This is a genomic window from Tamlana flava (assembly GCF_041287255.1).
In the GTDB taxonomy this organism is placed as follows: Bacteria; Bacteroidota; Bacteroidia; order Flavobacteriales; family Flavobacteriaceae; genus Tamlana; species Tamlana flava.
Genome location: NZ_JBGGTX010000001.1, coordinates 938,367 through 955,906 on the forward strand (window position 1 = coordinate 938,367; position 17,540 = coordinate 955,906).

17 protein-coding genes are annotated in these 17,540 nt (G+C 37.8%); 4 read left to right on the forward strand and 13 right to left on the reverse strand.

Going from position 1 to position 17,540, the window contains the following annotated elements; all coding sequences use genetic code 11:
- Positions 1-4 precede the first annotated feature (4 nt).
- From ftsA to mraZ, 12 genes are all read right to left on the reverse strand, one after another.
- Positions 5-1,321, reverse strand: coding sequence for a cell division protein FtsA (gene ftsA, locus ACB104_RS04170; protein WP_370477017.1), 1,317 nt, complete (start codon positions 1,319-1,321; stop codon positions 5-7).
- 3 nt (positions 1,322-1,324) lie between these two features.
- Entirely contained in the window at positions 1,325-2,017 is a 693-nt protein-coding gene (locus tag ACB104_RS04175; RefSeq protein ID WP_370477018.1) for a cell division protein FtsQ/DivIB, read from the reverse strand.
- Between the two features lie 16 nt (positions 2,018-2,033).
- Positions 2,034-3,386, reverse strand: a complete 1,353-nt coding sequence (murC, locus tag ACB104_RS04180) for a UDP-N-acetylmuramate--L-alanine ligase (protein ID WP_370477019.1) — start codon at positions 3,384-3,386, stop codon at positions 2,034-2,036.
- Positions 3,387-3,390: 4 nt separating this feature from the next.
- A complete protein-coding gene (murG, locus tag ACB104_RS04185; RefSeq protein ID WP_370477020.1) occupies positions 3,391-4,482 on the reverse strand; it encodes an undecaprenyldiphospho-muramoylpentapeptide beta-N-acetylglucosaminyltransferase in 1,092 nt (363 codons plus the stop codon).
- Positions 4,482-5,675 carry an FtsW/RodA/SpoVE family cell cycle protein gene (locus tag ACB104_RS04190; RefSeq protein ID WP_370477021.1) on the reverse strand — a complete coding sequence of 398 codons (1,194 nt, stop codon included), beginning with the start codon at positions 5,673-5,675 and terminating at the stop codon, positions 4,482-4,484. Before ACB104_RS04190 ends, murG begins: the two co-directional genes overlap by 1 nt.
- A gap of 8 nt (positions 5,676-5,683) precedes the next feature.
- The gene (gene murD / locus ACB104_RS04195) at positions 5,684-7,015 is read right to left on the reverse strand and encodes a UDP-N-acetylmuramoyl-L-alanine--D-glutamate ligase (protein WP_370477022.1); all 1,332 of its coding nucleotides are present in this window, start codon (positions 7,013-7,015) and stop codon (positions 5,684-5,686) included.
- Entirely contained in the window at positions 7,016-8,257 is a 1,242-nt protein-coding gene (mraY, locus tag ACB104_RS04200) for a phospho-N-acetylmuramoyl-pentapeptide-transferase (protein ID WP_370477023.1), read from the reverse strand.
- A 1-nt stretch (position 8,258) separates the two neighbouring features.
- A complete protein-coding gene (locus ACB104_RS04205; protein ID WP_370477024.1) occupies positions 8,259-9,722 on the reverse strand; it encodes a UDP-N-acetylmuramoyl-L-alanyl-D-glutamate--2,6-diaminopimelate ligase in 1,464 nt (487 codons plus the stop codon).
- Positions 9,719-11,671, reverse strand: a complete 1,953-nt coding sequence (locus ACB104_RS04210; RefSeq protein WP_370477098.1) for a PASTA domain-containing penicillin-binding protein — start codon at positions 11,669-11,671, stop codon at positions 9,719-9,721. The genes ACB104_RS04205 and ACB104_RS04210 overlap by 4 nt, the downstream gene beginning before the upstream one ends.
- Positions 11,672-11,734: 63 nt before the next feature.
- On the reverse strand, positions 11,735-12,052 hold the full coding sequence (locus ACB104_RS04215) for an FtsL-like putative cell division protein (protein ID WP_370477025.1): 318 nt from the start codon (positions 12,050-12,052) through the stop codon (positions 11,735-11,737).
- 25 nt (positions 12,053-12,077) lie between these two features.
- The gene (gene rsmH / locus ACB104_RS04220) at positions 12,078-12,974 is read right to left on the reverse strand and encodes a 16S rRNA (cytosine(1402)-N(4))-methyltransferase RsmH (RefSeq protein WP_370477026.1); all 897 of its coding nucleotides are present in this window, start codon (positions 12,972-12,974) and stop codon (positions 12,078-12,080) included.
- Positions 12,961-13,431: a division/cell wall cluster transcriptional repressor MraZ gene (gene mraZ / locus ACB104_RS04225; RefSeq protein ID WP_370477099.1), complete on the reverse strand. Its 471-nt coding sequence runs from the start codon at positions 13,429-13,431 to the stop codon at positions 12,961-12,963. Before mraZ ends, rsmH begins: the two co-directional genes overlap by 14 nt.
- Before the next feature lie 323 nt (positions 13,432-13,754).
- Here mraZ and ACB104_RS04230 point away from each other — a divergent pair, with 323 nt between their 5' ends.
- The 4 genes from ACB104_RS04230 to ACB104_RS04245 all read left to right on the forward strand — a co-directional run bounded on the left by ACB104_RS04230 (position 13,755) and on the right by ACB104_RS04245 (position 16,433).
- Complete coding sequence (locus ACB104_RS04230; protein ID WP_370477027.1) at positions 13,755-14,519, forward strand: alpha/beta fold hydrolase; 765 nt, start codon at positions 13,755-13,757, stop codon at positions 14,517-14,519.
- Between the two features lie 38 nt (positions 14,520-14,557).
- The gene (yihA, locus tag ACB104_RS04235) at positions 14,558-15,163 is read left to right on the forward strand and encodes a ribosome biogenesis GTP-binding protein YihA/YsxC (protein ID WP_370477028.1); all 606 of its coding nucleotides are present in this window, start codon (positions 14,558-14,560) and stop codon (positions 15,161-15,163) included.
- Between the two features lie 275 nt (positions 15,164-15,438).
- Entirely contained in the window at positions 15,439-15,831 is a 393-nt protein-coding gene (locus tag ACB104_RS04240; protein WP_370477029.1) for a GNAT family N-acetyltransferase, read from the forward strand.
- Positions 15,832-15,992: 161 nt separating this feature from the next.
- Positions 15,993-16,433, forward strand: a complete 441-nt coding sequence (locus tag ACB104_RS04245) for an SRPBCC domain-containing protein (RefSeq protein WP_370477030.1) — start codon at positions 15,993-15,995, stop codon at positions 16,431-16,433.
- Positions 16,434-16,440: 7 nt separating this feature from the next.
- Here ACB104_RS04245 and ACB104_RS04250 read toward each other — a convergent pair whose 3' ends face one another.
- Complete coding sequence (locus tag ACB104_RS04250) at positions 16,441-17,532, reverse strand: ABC transporter permease (protein ID WP_370477031.1); 1,092 nt, start codon at positions 17,530-17,532, stop codon at positions 16,441-16,443.
- Positions 17,533-17,540: the final 8 nt, after the last annotated feature.

A 17,540-nucleotide genomic window follows, 5' to 3' on the forward strand; every position in this document is an offset into this window, starting at 1 on the left:
ATTACTATTCTGCGTTATCTAAAAAATCTTTAACGCGCTCGGTTAACTTATCAAGAAATGAGCGTCTTTCCTTGATTGGTTTTTCTTTAATTTCTTCTTCAACGGTAGATTCAGTGTCACTTTTAGTTTGTTCCGCTTGTTTGCGTTCTAACTTTTTTCTTTCGTGACGTTTTAAGCCATCCAATACCAGACCCACCGCTGTTGCAAATAGAGGGCTTGTTATTTCGTCATCGCTATCCCCGGCCAAATGCTCGTTCGGATAACCAATTCTGGTATCCATACCAGTTATATATTCCACCAGTTGCTTTAAATGTTTCAACTGGCTACCACCACCTGTTAAAACAATGCCCGCAATTAATTTTTTCTTTTGTTCTTCGTGTCCGTAATTTTTTATTTCAACATACACTTGCTCAATGATTTCTACAACGCGTGCATGTATTATTTTAGACAGGTTTTTCAATGTAATCTCCTTTGGTTCCCTACCCCGTAACCCCGGAATGGACACTATTTCATTATCCTTATTTTCTCCAGGCCACGCCGAACCAAATTTGATTTTTAACAATTCTGCCTGCTTTTCAATAATGGAGCAACCTTCTTTGATGTCTTCCGTTATAACATTTCCTCCGAAAGGAATTACCGCCGTATGGCGAATGATGCCATCTCTAAAAATGGCCAAGTCTGTTGTTCCACCACCTATATCAATCAATGCAACCCCAGCCTCCTTTTCTTCTTGGCTCAACACTGCATTTGCCGAAGCCAAAGGCTCTAAGGTTATACCTTCCAAATTCAAACCTGAACTTTGAACACAGCGCCCTATATTTCTAATGGACGAAACTTGGCCAACAACCACATGGAAATTAGCCTCCAAACGGCCACCATACATCCCGATAGGCTCTTTGATTTCAGCCTGCCCATCAACTTTATATTCCTGTGGCAAAACGTGAATAATCTCTTCACCAGGAAGCATTACTAGTTTATGGACCTGGTTAATCAGTCTATCAATATCATCGTCGTCAATAACCGTTTCAGAATTTGAACGGGTTATATAATCGCTGTGTTGCAAACTTCTAATATGTTGACCTGCGATACCAACGGTAACATCTTCAATTTTTATATCCGCAGCTATTTCAGCTTCTTGAACGGCTTGCTGAATAGATTGAATGGTTTGTGTAATATTATTTACCACACCACGGTGCACACCTAAGCTTTTGGACTTACCAATACCTAAAATCTCGACTTTGCCGTACTCGTTCTTACGACCAATCATCGCCACAATTTTGGTGGTCCCTATGTCTAATCCCACTGCTAAGTTTTGCTCCATAGTTTAAATTTTAGTACATATTACTTGGTTTTCAAACTGTAAATTAACTTTACTATAACTATTCAATTTTTTATCCTTCAGGTTCTTTTTATAAAATGCCTTTAGGTTGTTAATCTTCTTATCCAGAAAATCCACACTGCCCAACTGCACCAAAAAATCGCACTGCCTCAGTCTTAAAAAAAGCTGCTTATTTAAATCTTGATGAATTTCAATGACGTGCATTTTTAAAAATTCATCCATTCTAATTTTATGCGCTATCTTAGAGACGTTGCTTAAATTATTTTTTTCAACATAACCAGTAACCAATGGCACTCGCGCGGAATAATTGCTTGACAATGGCATGAACGAACCCTCGTCATCAATGTAATAAGACGCATTTGTACTTACTCTCGCAATAGGTGTTTTTTGTTCTATTTCGGCATGAAGTGTACCATTTACAGCAACATACACTTCTGCAGATTTTATCATCGGATTAGATTTCAGGGTATTTTCTAATTCATTCAAAACTAAAGTTTCTTTAGGTACTTTTTTAATACCCCCATAATTTTGTATTAACAATTTACTAACAGTTTCGTTGGTTATAAACAGATTGTTTTCACCAATGAATTTTACATTGGGTTTTGAAACTTCCCTACATCCGTTTCTTTTTGAAGCAAACGCGAACAAGAAGGCTACCAGGCCAAAAAGCGCAATCATTTTTATGTAGCTCCAATTAACTCGCAATGTTAAACTCTTTTTTAATACGTTTTACTTCCTCTCCAATATCGCCTGCGCCAATGGTTAAAATAACTTGCGCGCTGCTTTTGTGAATGGCCGCAAGTAGGCCTGTTTTGCTTACCAACTGCTTATTTTCACTATTAATTTTACCCAACAGCCAAGCTGAAGTTACCCCTTCAATGGGCAGCTCTCTTGCGGGATAAATTTCGAGCAATAACACCTCATCAAATTGTGATAGACTTTTGGCAAAATCGTCTATAAAATCCCGTGTTCTACTATATAAATGTGGCTGAAAAATGGCCAATACCTTTTTATCTGGGTACATTTCCCTTACGGCTTGATGCACGGCATTAATTTCTTCGGGGTGGTGCGCATAATCATCAATAAAAACCAAATTATCGGTTTTAATGTGATAAGTAAATCTGCGTTTTACACCTTTGTAAGATGCTAAAGCTTTGGCGAGCTGTTGGTGCGGGCAACCATATTCTACAGCCATCGCCAAGGCTATTAATGCATTCGACAAATTATGTCTACCAGGTAGGTTAAATTGAATATTTTTAAGCACTGTTTTTGGTGTTTTTACATCAAAAACATATGTACCATTTTCTATTTTTATATTTTGAATGGAATAATCTGAATCGTCTTCTATACCATAGGTAACACCCTTTAAGGGCAATCCGTTTTTAACGAATAACTTACCATTGGGCTTTATTTTTTCTGAAAAATCCTTAAATGATTTCTTTAATTTGGAAGCGTCTCCATAAATATCCAAATGATCAGCATCCATTGAAGTGATGCAAGCCAAATTGGGAGAAAGCGTTAAAAAAGAACGATCAAACTCGTCAGCTTCAACCACCGTAACTTCGGCTCCATTTAAGATTAGATTGGAATTGTAATTTTCACTTATTCCGCCTAAAAATGCCGTTAAAGGCACATTGCACGAATACAACAAATGCCCCAAAATACTGGTTGTGGTCGTCTTGCCATGTGTTCCTGCAACAGCCAAACAAAATGTATTTTCAGTTATTAAACCCAACAACCTTGAACGCTTCACTACCTGATAACCATTTTTTATGAAGTAATTCAATTCACTGTGATTTTTAGGAATAGCAGGGGTGTAAACCACAAGCGTTTTTTCAGGATTGAGATATTCAGAATCAATATGCGATACCGAATCTTCAAAATGGACTTTTATTCCTAAAGCTCCCAAACTATCCGTAATATCTGTTTGGGTTTTATCATAGCCCGTAACGTTTTTACTGTTGGCCTTGAAATAGCGCGCAAGGGCGCTCATACCGATTCCCCCGATCCCTATGAAATAAATGTTTTGTATCTTATTTATGTCCATTAAATTATTTCAAAAGTTTTTCAACTTCATCTGCTATTTCTTTTGTTGCATTGGTTAATGCCAATTTCTTAATGTTTTGGCCAAGCTCTTTTTGCCTTTCTGGCGATGCCAACAATTGCGAAAATTTGTTTTCAAAATCAGCCTCCAAATCTTCTTCCTTTATAATCATGGCCGCCTTTTTATCGACAATGGCCATCGCGTTTTTTGTTTGATGGTCTTCAGCTACATTTGGTGATGGAATAAAAATGACTGGCTTACCAACAATGCAAAGCTCTGAAACCGAACTTGCCCCCGCTCTGGAAACAATAATATCTGCAGCGGCATAAGCAAAATCCATATTGTTTAAAAACTCATACACCTGAACATTTTGGGTGTTGTTATATATTTTGTACTGTTGAAAATATAGCTTTCCGCATTGCCAAATAATCTGAACATTTTGTGTGTCAAAAAAGTCCAGTTCCTTCTCAATCAATTCATTAATTCGTCTTGACCCCAAGCTTCCACCAATAACCAAGAGGGTGTATTTTCCATGCTTCAAATCGAAGAAATTCTTTGCCTCAACTGCTTTCGCTTCAATATCCAAAAGTCCTCGGCGCACTGGATTCCCTGTTTTTATAATTTTATCCTTTGGAAAAAACCGTTCCAGTCCGTCGTATGCAACACATATTTTATTCGCCTTTTTAGCCAATAGTTTATTGGTTATTCCCGGATATGAATTTTGCTCCTGAATCAACGTTGGAATGTTGTTCATATTTGCGATTTTTAGTAACGGCCCACTGGCAAAACCTCCCGTGCCAATAACCACATCTGGATTAAAAGTTTTAATAATTTTACGTGCTTTGAGCAGACTACTCACCACTTTGAAAGGAAAACTTAAATTTTTTATGGTTAACTTTCTCTGAATGCCCGAAATCCAGAGTCCTTTAATTTTATATCCAGCCTGAGGCACTTTCTCCATTTCCATTCTATTTTTTGCACCCACAAATAAAAACTCTGCATCAGGAAAACGGGATTTTAACTCGTTTGCAATGGCAATGGCAGGATAAATATGGCCTCCAGTACCTCCTCCAGACAATATGATTTTATAGTTTTTCATTATATGGTTTCAGAAAGAATTTCCAACGGATTTTCTTCGCTTATTTCTTGTTCTTTTATTTCTTCTCTTTTAGCACTTACACTTAATATGATGCCTATGGCCAAACAAGTCATCCAAATAGATGTCCCTCCACTGCTTATAAGCGGTAAGGTTTGTCCCGTTACAGGGAAAAGTTCAACGGCTACCGCCATATTTATGAGTGCCTGGAACACAATGGGCAACCCTACACCTAGCACAAGCAGCTTTCCAAAAACAGTATCAGATTTTTGCGCGACAATCACAATTCTAAATAGCAACCACAGATACAATATCATGATTACGAATCCACCTATTAATCCATATTCCTCTATGATGATGGCAAAAATGAAATCGGAAGATGATTGGGGCAAAAAGTTTTTTTGCAAGCTCTTGCCTGGACCAACACCTTGAATGCCACCTGTTGCAATGGCTATTTTTGCTTTTTCAATTTGGTAGTCGGCCTCGGTATCTTCAGGATTAGAAAAGCTTTCTATTCTACCCATCCAAGTGTCAACCCTATTTGGCATGGCATCTGGGAACGCTTTGGCAATGAGGATAAACATGGTTAACACCAAAAGACCAGAACCAATAATTACAGCCAAATATCTAATGGGATAACCACCTAAAAACACCAACATAACCGCCATTATAAACATAATGGCTGCCGTTGAAAAGTTTGCCGGCAGAATAAGGATCAACACCAAAAACACCGGCGACCAAAGTGGTAGAATAGATGATTTAAAGATGATGATTTCATCCTTCATTTTTGACATATAACGTGCTACATACACCATTAAAACGACTGCAGCCAACGTTGACGTTTGAAACGACATGCCTACAAAAGGAATTTGTATCCACCTACTGGCATTGGCTCCTTCAATAGTTGTTCCTTGCAACATGGTTATACCTAATAACACTAACACTATTGGAATCATAATGAGTGATAGTCCTTTAAAATATCGGTACGGTATTTTATGCACGCCATACATGATAAAAAAGCCCAAAACCAAATGCACAAAATGCTTAACGAAAAATGCAAATGTATTGCTACCACCTCCCTTGTAGGCCAAATTACTTGCAGCACTATAAACAGGAAGAAACGATAGTATGGCCAATAATGCCACTATAGCCCATATCAATCGATCTCCTTTTATGTTTTTAAATAGTGTTTGCATTTTTTATCTTATAAATTCCTCACTGCATCTTTGAATTGACGACCTCTATCTTCATAATTCTCAAACAAATCGAAACTCGCGCAAGCCGGCGACAACAAAACATTGTCTCCCGATTCCGCTACTTTATAAGCGATTTTTACGGCTTCACTCATAAATTGTGTTTCAACAATAATATCCACCATATTGCCAAAAGTGCTGATTAACTTTTTGTTATCAACGCCCAAACAAATAATGGCCTTTACCTTTTCATTTACAAACGGGAAAAGCTCTTCATAATTATTGCCTTTATCAACACCACCAACAATCCAAACCGTTGGAGCATCCATGCTTTCCAAAGCATAGTAGGTTGCATTTACATTGGTAGCCTTTGAATCGTTTATATACTGCACCTTATTGATTTTTAAAACCTCTTCTAATCGATGCTCAACGCCTTGAAAGTTTTCTAGACTTTCTCTAATTGTTTGTTTTCTGATTTTTAACAAATGTGCAACTGTTGAAGCTGCCATAGCATTTTTAATGTTGTGCTTTCCTTCTAGTGTTAGGCTTGTTGTTGGCATAGTGATTTGATTGTTATTTATAGTTATTTTCATGTTGTTTTGTTCTAAATAAGCTCCATTTTCAATGGTTTTAACCAAAGAAAATGGCAATAATGTGGATTGAACTGGATTCTGTTTTAAATGATTTACAATCACTTCGTCATCGGCATCATAAATCAAATAATCGTCTTTGGTTTGATTCATGGCTATCCTGAATTTTGATTTGATATAGTTTTCAAATTTGTAATCATATCTATCTAAATGGTCTGGCGTTATGTTGGTAATCACCGCAATTTTTGGTTTAAAATCTATGATATCATCCAACTGAAAACTGCTGATTTCAAGAACGTAGTTCTCAAAATCTTCTTCTAAAACCTGTTTTGCAAAACTGTCGCCAATATTTCCTGCCAGCCCAACATTCAACTCTTGTTTTAAAAGATGATGAGTTAAGGTTGCAGTGGTTGTTTTACCGTTACTCCCTGTAATTCCAATAATGGTAGCATCTGTAAATTTTGATGCAAACTCAATTTCTGAAACTACCTGAATTCCTTTTTCGCGAATTTGTTTCACCAAAGGCACTTTATCAGGAATCCCGGGACTTTTCATAACCAAATCGGCGTTTAGGATTTTTGTTTCCGTATGGGTTTCGTCTTCCCATTCAATCTCATTATGTATAAGAACTTGTTTATATTTTTCTTTTATTTTTCCCTTATCGGAAACAAATACTTCAAAACCTTTTTCCTTTGCCAAGAGTGCGGTTCCCACACCACTTTCTCCTCCACCAAGCACCACTAGACTTTTCATTTATCGAATCTTCAACGTTACTATAGAAACAATAGCCAGCAATATGCCCACAATCCAAAAACGGGTTACGATTTTACTTTCGTGGTATCCCTTTTTTTGATAATGGTGATGCAATGGCGACATCAAAAAAATGCGTTTGCCTTCGCCATATTTTTTCTTGGTGTACTTAAACCAACTCACCTGCATGACCACGGATAAATTTTCGGCTAAAAAGATGCCACACAATACAGGTATCAACCATTCCTTTCTTACCGCAATGGCAATCACCGCAATTATGCCTCCAATGGTCAAACTACCCGTATCACCCATAAAAACTTGTGCCGGATAGGTGTTGTACCATAAAAATCCAACAAGAGCTCCAACAAAAGCCGTGATGTAAATCGTGATTTCCTCAACTCGAGGTATGTACATGATGTTCAAATATTCGGAGAAAATAATGTTACCCGAAACCCAAGCAAAAATGCCAAGTGTGAGCACAACAATAGCAGAAGTACCCGCTGCCAAACCATCAATACCATCGGTTAAATTGGCTCCGTTGGATACTGCTGTTATGATAAAAATGGCAACCAAGATGAAAATAACCCAGGCATATTTGTCCAATGCGGGGCTAATCCAAGTAATGACTTTCGCATAATCAAATTCATTTCCTTTCACAAACGGAATGGTTGTTTTGGTAGATTTAACCTCCGGCTTAAACAACTTAGCAGGTTCTATATCTGGATTTTCAGCAAGAAGCACACGCTGTTCTTCAATAGGAAGCTTTTCTTTCATGGTTACATCATGATGAAAAAACAAGGTTGCACCAACGATGATGCCCAAACCAATTTGCCCCATAACCTTAAAGCGTCCTTTTAGGCCTTCTTTATCATTTTTGAATTTTTTGATGTAATCGTCTATAAAACCAATAGTTCCCATCCAAAGCGTGGTGACAATCAAAAGAATGATGTAAATATTTTCTAATTTGGCCAATAGAAGAACCGGAATCAATGTTGCCAAAATGATGATGATTCCACCCATGGTTGGGGTACCTGCTTTTTCCTTTTGCCCTTCTAAACCTAAGTCCCTAATGGTTTCTCCCATTTGTTTTTTAAGTAAAAAGCGAATAATACGTTTACCATAAATTGTAGAAATTAACAATGACAAAATCATAGCTGAAGCAGCCCTGAAGGTCAAGAACCCAAAAAGTGTTGCTCCAGGAAACTGAAACTGTTTTTCTAAATATTCGAATAGGTAATACAACATGTTATTTTTGTAATTGCTTTAAAAATTCTTGTACTATTTTAAAATCGTCAAAATCAAATCGCTCTCCTTTAATTTCCTGATAGGTTTCATGGCCCTTACCCGCAATCAAAATGATGTCGTTGGGTTGCGCCATTTGGCAGGCCGCTTTTATGGCTTGCTTTCTGTCTTCAATAGTTAGGGCCTTTTTATAGTTTTGGGGTTCAACACCTGCTTCAATTTCCTTTAAAATATCTGCCGGGTTTTCGCTACGTGGGTTATCACTTGTAAAGATTACTTTCGAACTTAATGCCGTAGCAATGTGTCCCATTTTTGGGCGCTTGGTTTTATCCCTATCTCCCCCGCAACCAACAACCGTAATGAGTTCTTCATTTTTGGTTCGGATACTATTGATGGTTTCTAGAACATTCTTTAGAGCGTCGGGAGTATGGGCATAATCAACAATGGCTGTAATTTTTTCATTTGAAACGATGTACTGAAAACGTCCACTTACACTTTCCAAATCACTAATCAACCTTAGAATTTCCACCTTTTCAAGACCCAACAGTTCCGCAGTAGCATAAATGGCCAAAACGTTATAGGCGTTGAAATTCCCAATCAACCTTGTCCAAACCTCACTATCGTTCACTTTTAATAGCAATCCTCCAAATTGATTTTCCAATATTGTGGATTTATAATCGGCATACTGCTTTAACGCATAGGTGTACTTTCTGGCTTGGGTGTTTTGTAACATCACCAAACCGTTTTTGTCATCAACATTGACTAGCGCAAAGGCTTTACTTGAAAGTCCGTCAAAAAACCTCTTTTTTACATCGCGATATTCCGCAAAGGTTTGGTGATAATCCAAATGGTCGTGTGTAAGGTTGGTGAATATGCCTCCTTCAAATTGAAGCCCCTCAGTTCTATACTGATGAATGCCATGCGAACTCACCTCCATAAAGCAGAATTCAACACCAGCAACATTCATCTCATTTAAATACTTATTAATGGTCAACGAATCTGGTGTGGTGTGGGTAGCTTTGTACTTCACATCATCAACCATGATTTTAACTGTGGACAACAAGCCCACTTTGTACCCTGCTTTTCTGAACAACTGATACAACAAACTCGCAACGGTGGTTTTTCCATTGGTTCCGGTAACCCCAACCAGCTTCAAATTTTCAGAAGGATTATCGTAAAAATTTGACGCCATAATGGCCAATGCCCTATTGGAATTATCCACTTCTATATAAGTGACACCCCCAACCAAATGTTCGGGAATAGCCTCGCAAACCACACTTGTTGCCCCACTCTTAATGGCAGTTTCAATAAAATCATGCCCATCTGCAATAGCACCTCGAATAGCCACAAACAAATGGCCTTTTTCTATTTTTCTGGAATCAAAATTAATGGTACTAACAGACACACCCGTACTACCAACTACAGCGTTTATGGTAACCTTGTACAATATGTCTTTTAATACCATCATGATGCTTTTAACACTACGGTTTGATTTGTTTTTAACTTCGTATTCTTACTTACAGATTGTTCTTTTATAATGCCATTGCCATTCAATTTCACCTTAACTTCTACTTGCATGTTTTCCAAAAGCGCCAAGGCATCCATGGCTGGTAAGCCCACAACATTTGGCATTACGGTTTTATAGGTTTGGGCGGTTTCGTAAAAGCTTTCAAATTCTCCTTCCACTTCTGCAACTCGAACATCCAGTGATTGCACCTCATCAATAATTGGCGTATCCGTAAATATTTTTTGGGCAATTCTTTTAAATACAGGACCTGTTACATCTGCCCCGTAATACCCTTTTTCCACGCTTGGCTTATGAATAACCACAATACAGGAGTACTTTGGGTTTTCCGCTGGAAAGTATCCAGAGAACGATGAGATATATCGTCTGTTTTCTTTCCAATCTTTCATCCAATATTCGGTTTGCGCCGTACCCGTTTTTCCTGCCATGGAGAAGTATTCTGAATACAACGAACGCCCAGTACCACGAACCACAACATTTTTCAAAATGCCCTGTATTTCCTTCAGCGTCTTTTCTGAACAGATTTTTTCATTTGACCCATCGCCCTCAAAAGTTTCAATAACATCATCAAGCTCTTTCACGGCTTTTATGAATTTCGGTTTCACCATAACACCATTGTTTGCAATGGCATTATAAAATGTCAAGGTTTGTAATGGTGTCAATTTTAAATTGTATCCATAAGCAATGGACGGAAGCGCATTTTTACTCCAAATTTTATCGCCTGGTCCGGGAATAATCGGCTTGCCTTCACCTAATATGGGTAGACCCAAAGGCTTATTAAGATTCCAATCTTGTAAATGGCTGATGAATTTTTTTGGGTTTTCAGCATAACCTTCATCAATTATTGTAGCCAGCCCAATATTTGAAGACACTTCCAATACTCGTGCCACAGAAATCTTACCATGACCATGGGTATCGTAAATGCCTCTGCCATAGAATTGCTTGTAACCCAATTTGGTGTCGATTACCGTGGAGGTATCCACCATCTTATCTTCCAAAGCGGCCATGAGCGCCATTACTTTAAACGTAGAACCAGGCTCATGCGACTCTCCTACGGCATAGTTTAAGCGCTCATAATAAAGGCCATCACTGTTTCTCCCCAAATTAGAAATGGCACGAATCTCTCCAGTTTTGGTTTCCATAACCACTACGCATCCGTGGTCGGCCTCGTATTCTTCCAACTGTTTTAAAAGCGCATGGTGCGCAATGTCCTGAATATTAACATCAATGGTTGTATAAACGTCATAGCCATCTTTTGGCTCAACTTCATTGGCATCACTTAACGGTTTCCATTGTCCTTTCCCTATTTGCTGTTTTTTTCTTTTACCATCAACGCCTCGCAAATATTTCACTCCAAATGCACCATCAATACCGGCACGGGTAACGTTTCCTTTATCATCAAACCGCTCATATCCAATGGAACGTTGCGCAATGGCCCCCATAGGGTGTTCTCTCTTTGTTTTTTGTTCAACTATCAAGCCGCCTTTAAAGGCACCAAGATTCAACAGAGGAAAGTTTCTTAAGCGGATGTAATCGGAATACCCAATGTTCCTGGCCAATAAATAGTATCTATTTTTATTGGCTCGGGCTTTTCTAATATCTTTTTCCAATCTGTTTGAAGATTTTCCAGAATATTTTGAAAGCGAATCGCAAAGCGGCTTAACATATTCCTCAAAATTTTTGACGGAAGGCGTTAATGCATCAAACCGGATATCGTATTTTGGAATTGAGGTAGCCAATAAATTTCCGTTAACAGAATATACATTGCCTCTATTTGCAGGAATCACAACATCTTTAACAACACGTTCCGTAGCCAAGGCCCTGTATTTGTCGCCTTGCATAAACTGAATGCTAATCAATTTAAACACCACGGCAAGCCCGAAGACGAACATACACCCTGCTATAAAATACAAACGGTTCAATATGTTTTTCTCGTTTACTGCCAAGGTTGGTTATCAATTTTGTGATTTTACTTTTATTTTTTTTGGCGGAATTACAGAGGGCGCCAACCCCTTTTCTTTCATAACATTTACAACATGCGATTCCATTTTAAGCCTCATGAGCTTCGATCGCCCATCAACAAAGGCAGAACGCATCTCCTTTACCTCATTCTTCAATCTTGCAATTTCATACACCTTTTTATCGGCACTGTGTGAACTGGCAATCATTATTATGGCCAGCCCCGAAATAAAAAGGATGAAACGCCAGTTTCTAAACGAATCATCACTTACCAAAAAGGTTCCTTTTAGTATGTTGTAGATGCTTTTCTTCATAAACCGCTTTTGGTCTTTTTATTTTTTATATTTTTTCAGCTATTCGAAGTTTTGCACTTCTTGCCCTGTTGTTCGATTTTATCTCTTCTTTCGAAGGAACTATTAAACTCCCTACCTTTTTCAGTGGCACTCCAAAATTGCCAAACATATCGCGCTCTGGCTCTCCTTCAAACATGCCGTTTCTTATAAATCGTTTTACCAACCTGTCCTCCAATGAATGATAGGATATAAAGCTTAAACGACCTCCCTTTTTTAAAATCTCGGGAGTTTGCAATAAAAACTCCTTTAACGCCTCAATCTCTTGGTTCACCTCTATCCTTATGGCTTGATAAATTTGAGCCAACACTTTGTTTTCATGACGCGGCGGTAAAAACTTTTGCAACACTTCCTTAAGTTGGGCACTTGTTACAATGGGTTCAGTTTTCCTATGATGAACAATCAACCTTGCCATTGCTGGGGCTGCACGCAATTCACCATATTGCAAAAACACATTTTTCAGTTGTTCTTCGTCATATTCATTCACCACATGAAATGCGGAGAGCTTGTTTTGTCGATTCATCCGCATATCCAAATTTGCTTCAAATCGTGTTGAAAAACCACGTTCTGCAACATCAAACTGATGTGATGAAACACCAAAGTCAGCCAAGATTCCATCAACTTCTTTCACCCCATGAAACCTTAAAAACCGTTTTACATACCTAAAGTTTTCATTAATCAGCGTAAAGCGACTGTCATCAATTGTATTTCTAAGAGCGTCTTGATCTTGATCAAAAGCGAACAACTTTCCGTTTTCACCAAGTCGATTTAATATTTCCTTGCTATGGCCGCCACCGCCAAACGTGACATCAACATAAATTCCATCTGGCTTAATATTCAGCCCATCAACAGTTTCTTCTAATAGTACCGGGTTATGATATTCCATCACCATCATCATCTTGTCCCATTACCTCTTCGGCCAAATCTGCAAAATCCACAGCCGTTTCATCAATCGCCTGTTCGTACAAATCCTTATCCCAGATTTCAATAATATTGATAGCCGAAGCCACAACAATATTCTTTGAAATATTGGCAAAAACCGTTAAATCCTTAGGGATTAACAATCTGCCATTTACATCTATCTCAACAATTTTAGCACCAGCTGTAAACCTCCTGATAAAATCATTGTTCTTTTTCTTGAATTTATTCAGCTTGTTCATTTTTTGCATTAGGGCTTGCCATTCGCTCATGGGGTAAAGCTCCAAACACTTTTGAAATACAGAACGACGCAGCACAAAACCATCTTGCAAAGCCGAAGACAGTTGCTTTTTGATGGAAGCAGGCATCATTAATCTGCCTTTTACATCAACCTTGCAATCGTATGTTCCTGTGATTAAATCCAAAAGCGGTTTGCTGAATTTTAAATGTTTAAGTGTCAAATATATCGAAAAATTTACCACTTATTACCACATTATACCACTTTGTTGATAAATTTTCGACCAAAACCGTATTTTATCGAGCTATTAAGAGATAAAGGCAGCAATAGCCCATGTTTGCCCGGGGCAAAAAATTCCCAAACCGAAATAAAACCCCTGTTAACATCTTAATTTTTAACATGAAAAATTTCATTTAAGAGGACAGAAACTATTTTATTAGGAAAAAATTAATTTCATGGATTTATCAATGATTTAACTATATTTGTTTTTAATGACTGACTACCTTATTGATGGCGCATCGTTTAAAAAAAGAGAAGAATTACAACTATATTGAGGCAGGAGAAGGCACCCCAATTATTGTGTTGCATGGCCTTATGGGCGGGTTGAGTAATTTTGATTCTGTAACCGACTTTTTTAGTAATAAAGGATACAAAGTATTGATTCCTGAGCTGCCAATTTACTCGATGTCTTTACTTAAAACAAATGTAAAAAGCTTTGCTAAATACCTTCATGACTTTATTGTGTTTAAAGGCTACAAAGAGGTTATTTTACTTGGAAATTCATTGGGCGGCCATATTGGTTTGTACCACACCAAAATGTTTCCTGAAAGCGTAAAAGCTTTAATCATTACAGGCAGTTCGGGGCTTTACGAAAGTGCCATGGGCAGTGGTTATACCAAACGTAGCGACTATGAGGTAATCAAGAAAAAAGCACAGGATGTTTTTTACGACCCTGCTGTGGCCACCAAAGAAATTGTTGATGAAGTTTACGAAACCGTTAACGACCGGAACAAACTGATAAAAACCTTGGCCATCGCCAAAAGTGCCATACGTCATAACATGGCAAAGGATTTACCAAAAATGCTAACACAAACCTGCATTATTTGGGGCAAAAATGATAACGTAACCCCACCTGAGGTTGCGATAGAGTTTAATAGCCTTTTGCCCAATTCTGAATTGTTTTGGATTGATAAATGTGGGCATGCCGCCATGATGGAACATCCTGATGAGTTCAACCAAATTATGGATGCTTGGTTGCAAAAAAACGGCTTTTAAAAAATTCCTGATTTCTTTGGAATACAAAAACGCTTGATTTGAAAATAAAAACAGCTGAATTTGTTGTTAGTAACTCTGATGTGGCAAAATGCCCCAATAGCAGATTGCCCGAATACGCGTTTATTGGCAGAAGTAATGTTGGTAAATCGTCGTTAATCAACATGTTAACTGGTAGAAAAAGCTTAGCCAAAACCTCGGGAAAACCTGGAAAAACACAGCTCATCAACCATTTTTTAATAAACAAAAACTGGCATTTGGTAGATTTACCGGGCTATGGTTATGCCAAGGCTTCCAAAACCTCAAAAAAGGTATTTCAAAAATTTATTACCCAATATTTTAGTCTGCGCGAGCAATTGGTAACCGCCTTTGTTTTGGTGGATATTAGGCACGAACCCCAAACCATAGATTTAGAGTTTATGCAATGGCTTGGCGAAAACGGCATACCGTTCTCCATTATTTTTACAAAAGCCGATAAGCTAAAACCAAAAGCCATAGAAAGGCATATTGAACAATACAAAACCATACTTTTGGAAACTTGGGAAGAGATGCCCCACTATTTCATCACTTCATCAACAAAAACCATAGGGCAAGAAGAACTTTTGGGCTATATTGATGAACTGAATGGCAATATGGCGTTAAGCTGAAATAACAAACTACCACCTAAACTGTAAGAATATTATGTATATTTAACAGAATAAATATAATGTAGATAAACGTAATACGTTTATCCAACTGTTGTAGCCAATTTTAGAACGATATGAGAAGAAATATTCATTGCATGCTTATTCTAGTCTTAGTTTCTATAAATCTTCTAAGTTATTCTCAAGAACCTTCGTTTGTTCCTGACAACTTTGAGGCACCTGAAATGTATGATACAGATAGTCTTAAATTTAGGGTTCTAACAAATTAGTATTTAGAGTTGGATTATGACGCCGTTGTTACAAGCATTGACCATCTTCAAGGAGTATTTGGACCATATTCTAACTGGCCGCCAAAGAATTTAACAATTCAAAAGGATTCAACAGATTTGTTATGGCATGAAAATGAATTCTTGCAAAGAAGCTCATTTACCTATACTGTTTTAACTCCAGACGAAGCCAAAGCTGTTGGATGCGTATATATCTTTCCATGCGAGAAAAAAGACTATGATGCAATGATAATTTTATGGGCTAGATCAAGTGTTCTACAATACGGTACAGATGAATTACTATACGAAACAACAAAGGATTGGATAGAAAAAGAATGGCCATTTAATAAAGTCGCATATCCCGGAAGAGAAATACAATGGAATGATTGGAAAAACTTTAAATAAAAACTGGCTACAACATGCTGTATCCGTCATTGCCACTTGCGATTTAACCAGGTTAAAACTCAAATATCTTTCAAACATTATGTAACTTGACTCCCGGTGAGCGTGGCAACGCCGCATACAGCCAACCGTTATTTTAAAAAGAGCTGAACATCAATCGTTATATGGATTCAAAATCTAATCTTGAAATCTTTAGTGCAAGAACTTTAATCTTTCCAGTAGAGGAAGTTTACAGGGCTTTTACAGACCCTTCGATTTTAAAAAATTGGTGGGGACCAAATGGCTTTACCAACACCATTCATGAATTTGACTTAAAACCTGGTGGAAAATGGATTTTGACCATGCATGGACCCGAAAAAGGCGACTACGAGAATTCTTCTGTCTTTGAAATTGTTAAACCGAACGAACTTGTACGATGGAAACGAATTTCGCAACCATGGTTTGATATGGAAATTGCATTTAAAAAAATTGCCTACTCGAAATCTCAAATTTCATTTCGGATGATTTTCAAGACTGCTGAAGAATGCAACAAAATTAGAGCTTTCGCCGAACCAAAAAATGAAGAAAATTTTGATAGGCTTGAAAACGTATTGGCAAACCTGTAATTAAAAATCACCCCTTAACATCCAAAGCATCCCTTAAAGCATTACCAATAAGCATAAACGCCATAACCAAACTCATAATGCAAAGGCCAGGTATTATGGCCAAATAGGGTTTTCCTAAAATTATATAATTGTAATGGTCTTTTATCATAGCGCCCCAACTGGCCATAGGTGGTTGTGCCCCAATACCTAAAAAACTCAACCCACTTTCAATTAAAATAGCCGCGGCAAAATTGGCTGCCGAAATCACGATAACAGGCGCCATAATATTGGGCAAAATATGTTTTTTAATGATTCTAAAATCGGTATAACCTAAGGCACGAGCTGCGGTAACATATTGCATTTCTTTCGTGCTTATTATTTGTCCGCGCACTACCCTAGCCACTTCAACCCACATGGTAAGCCCCACGGCAATGAATACCTGCCAAAAACCTTTACCTAAAGCCAAGGTTATAGCGATAACCAAAAGTAATGTTGGGATAGACCACGTAACATTAATGACCCACATAATTATGGCATCAACCTTTCCGCCAAAATAGCCCGCAAGACTGCCCATTAAAATACCAATGACCAATGAAATAAACACAGCAACAAACCCTATAAAAAAGGAAATGCGTGCACCCACCAAAATTCGACTTAATAAATCGCGACCATATTTATCTGTACCAAAGAGAAAGGTTTTTTGCTTAATAAATTGTTCCACAGAACTATTCGGGAAAGCACTTAATTTTATTATTTTTTCTGAACCTTCCAATCCATCTGAAGCATATTCTTTATAGGTTAAAACGCCATCTCTGACGCTATAATCTGAAATTGGCACTTCGGTATCTGAGTTTTTCTTGCCGAAGAACACTTTGTCAAAAAAACTTTGTTCATTTTTTATTTGGGATGGAACGGTGAGCACGGTAACCTCAAACCCAGGTTTTTTGGAATGGATGGCCAAATGCATTTGGTTGGCGTATTGCGAATTGTCTGGGGCAAACACATAGGCGAACACCGAAATTATACCAACCAAAACAATGAAAATGAAACTAAAAACGCCCCAAAAGTTCTTTTTAAACTTTTGGAGCGCCAGTTGTTTTAGTGAGCTCGATTTACCCATTAAAATAT

Excerpts from the sequence above, each read along its gene's own strand:
- ftsA (WP_370477017.1), bottom strand. The coding sequence starts at position 1,321 with ATGGAGCAAAACTTAGCAGTGGGATTAGACATAGGGACCACCAAAATT.
- ACB104_RS04175 (WP_370477018.1), bottom strand. The coding sequence starts at position 2,017 with ATGATTGCGCTTTTTGGCCTGGTAGCCTTCTTGTTCGCGTTTGCTTCA.
- murC (WP_370477019.1), bottom strand. The coding sequence starts at position 3,386 with ATGGACATAAATAAGATACAAAACATTTATTTCATAGGGATCGGGGGA.
- murG (WP_370477020.1), bottom strand. The coding sequence starts at position 4,482 with ATGAAAAACTATAAAATCATATTGTCTGGAGGAGGTACTGGAGGCCAT.
- ACB104_RS04190 (WP_370477021.1), bottom strand. The coding sequence starts at position 5,675 with ATGCAAACACTATTTAAAAACATAAAAGGAGATCGATTGATATGGGCT.
- murD (WP_370477022.1), bottom strand. The coding sequence starts at position 7,015 with ATGAAAAGTCTAGTGGTGCTTGGTGGAGGAGAAAGTGGTGTGGGAACC.
- mraY (WP_370477023.1), bottom strand. The coding sequence starts at position 8,257 with ATGTTGTATTACCTATTCGAATATTTAGAAAAACAGTTTCAGTTTCCT.
- ACB104_RS04205 (WP_370477024.1), bottom strand. The coding sequence starts at position 9,722 with ATGATGGTATTAAAAGACATATTGTACAAGGTTACCATAAACGCTGTA.
- ACB104_RS04210 (WP_370477098.1), bottom strand. The coding sequence starts at position 11,671 with ATGTTCGTCTTCGGGCTTGCCGTGGTGTTTAAATTGATTAGCATTCAG.
- ACB104_RS04215 (WP_370477025.1), bottom strand. The coding sequence starts at position 12,052 with ATGAAGAAAAGCATCTACAACATACTAAAAGGAACCTTTTTGGTAAGT.
- rsmH (WP_370477026.1), bottom strand. The coding sequence starts at position 12,974 with ATGGAATATCATAACCCGGTACTATTAGAAGAAACTGTTGATGGGCTG.
- ACB104_RS04230 (WP_370477027.1), top strand. The coding sequence starts at position 13,755 with ATGGCGCATCGTTTAAAAAAAGAGAAGAATTACAACTATATTGAGGCA.
- ACB104_RS04245 (WP_370477030.1), top strand. The coding sequence starts at position 15,993 with ATGGATTCAAAATCTAATCTTGAAATCTTTAGTGCAAGAACTTTAATC.
- ACB104_RS04250 (WP_370477031.1), bottom strand. The coding sequence starts at position 17,532 with ATGGGTAAATCGAGCTCACTAAAACAACTGGCGCTCCAAAAGTTTAAA.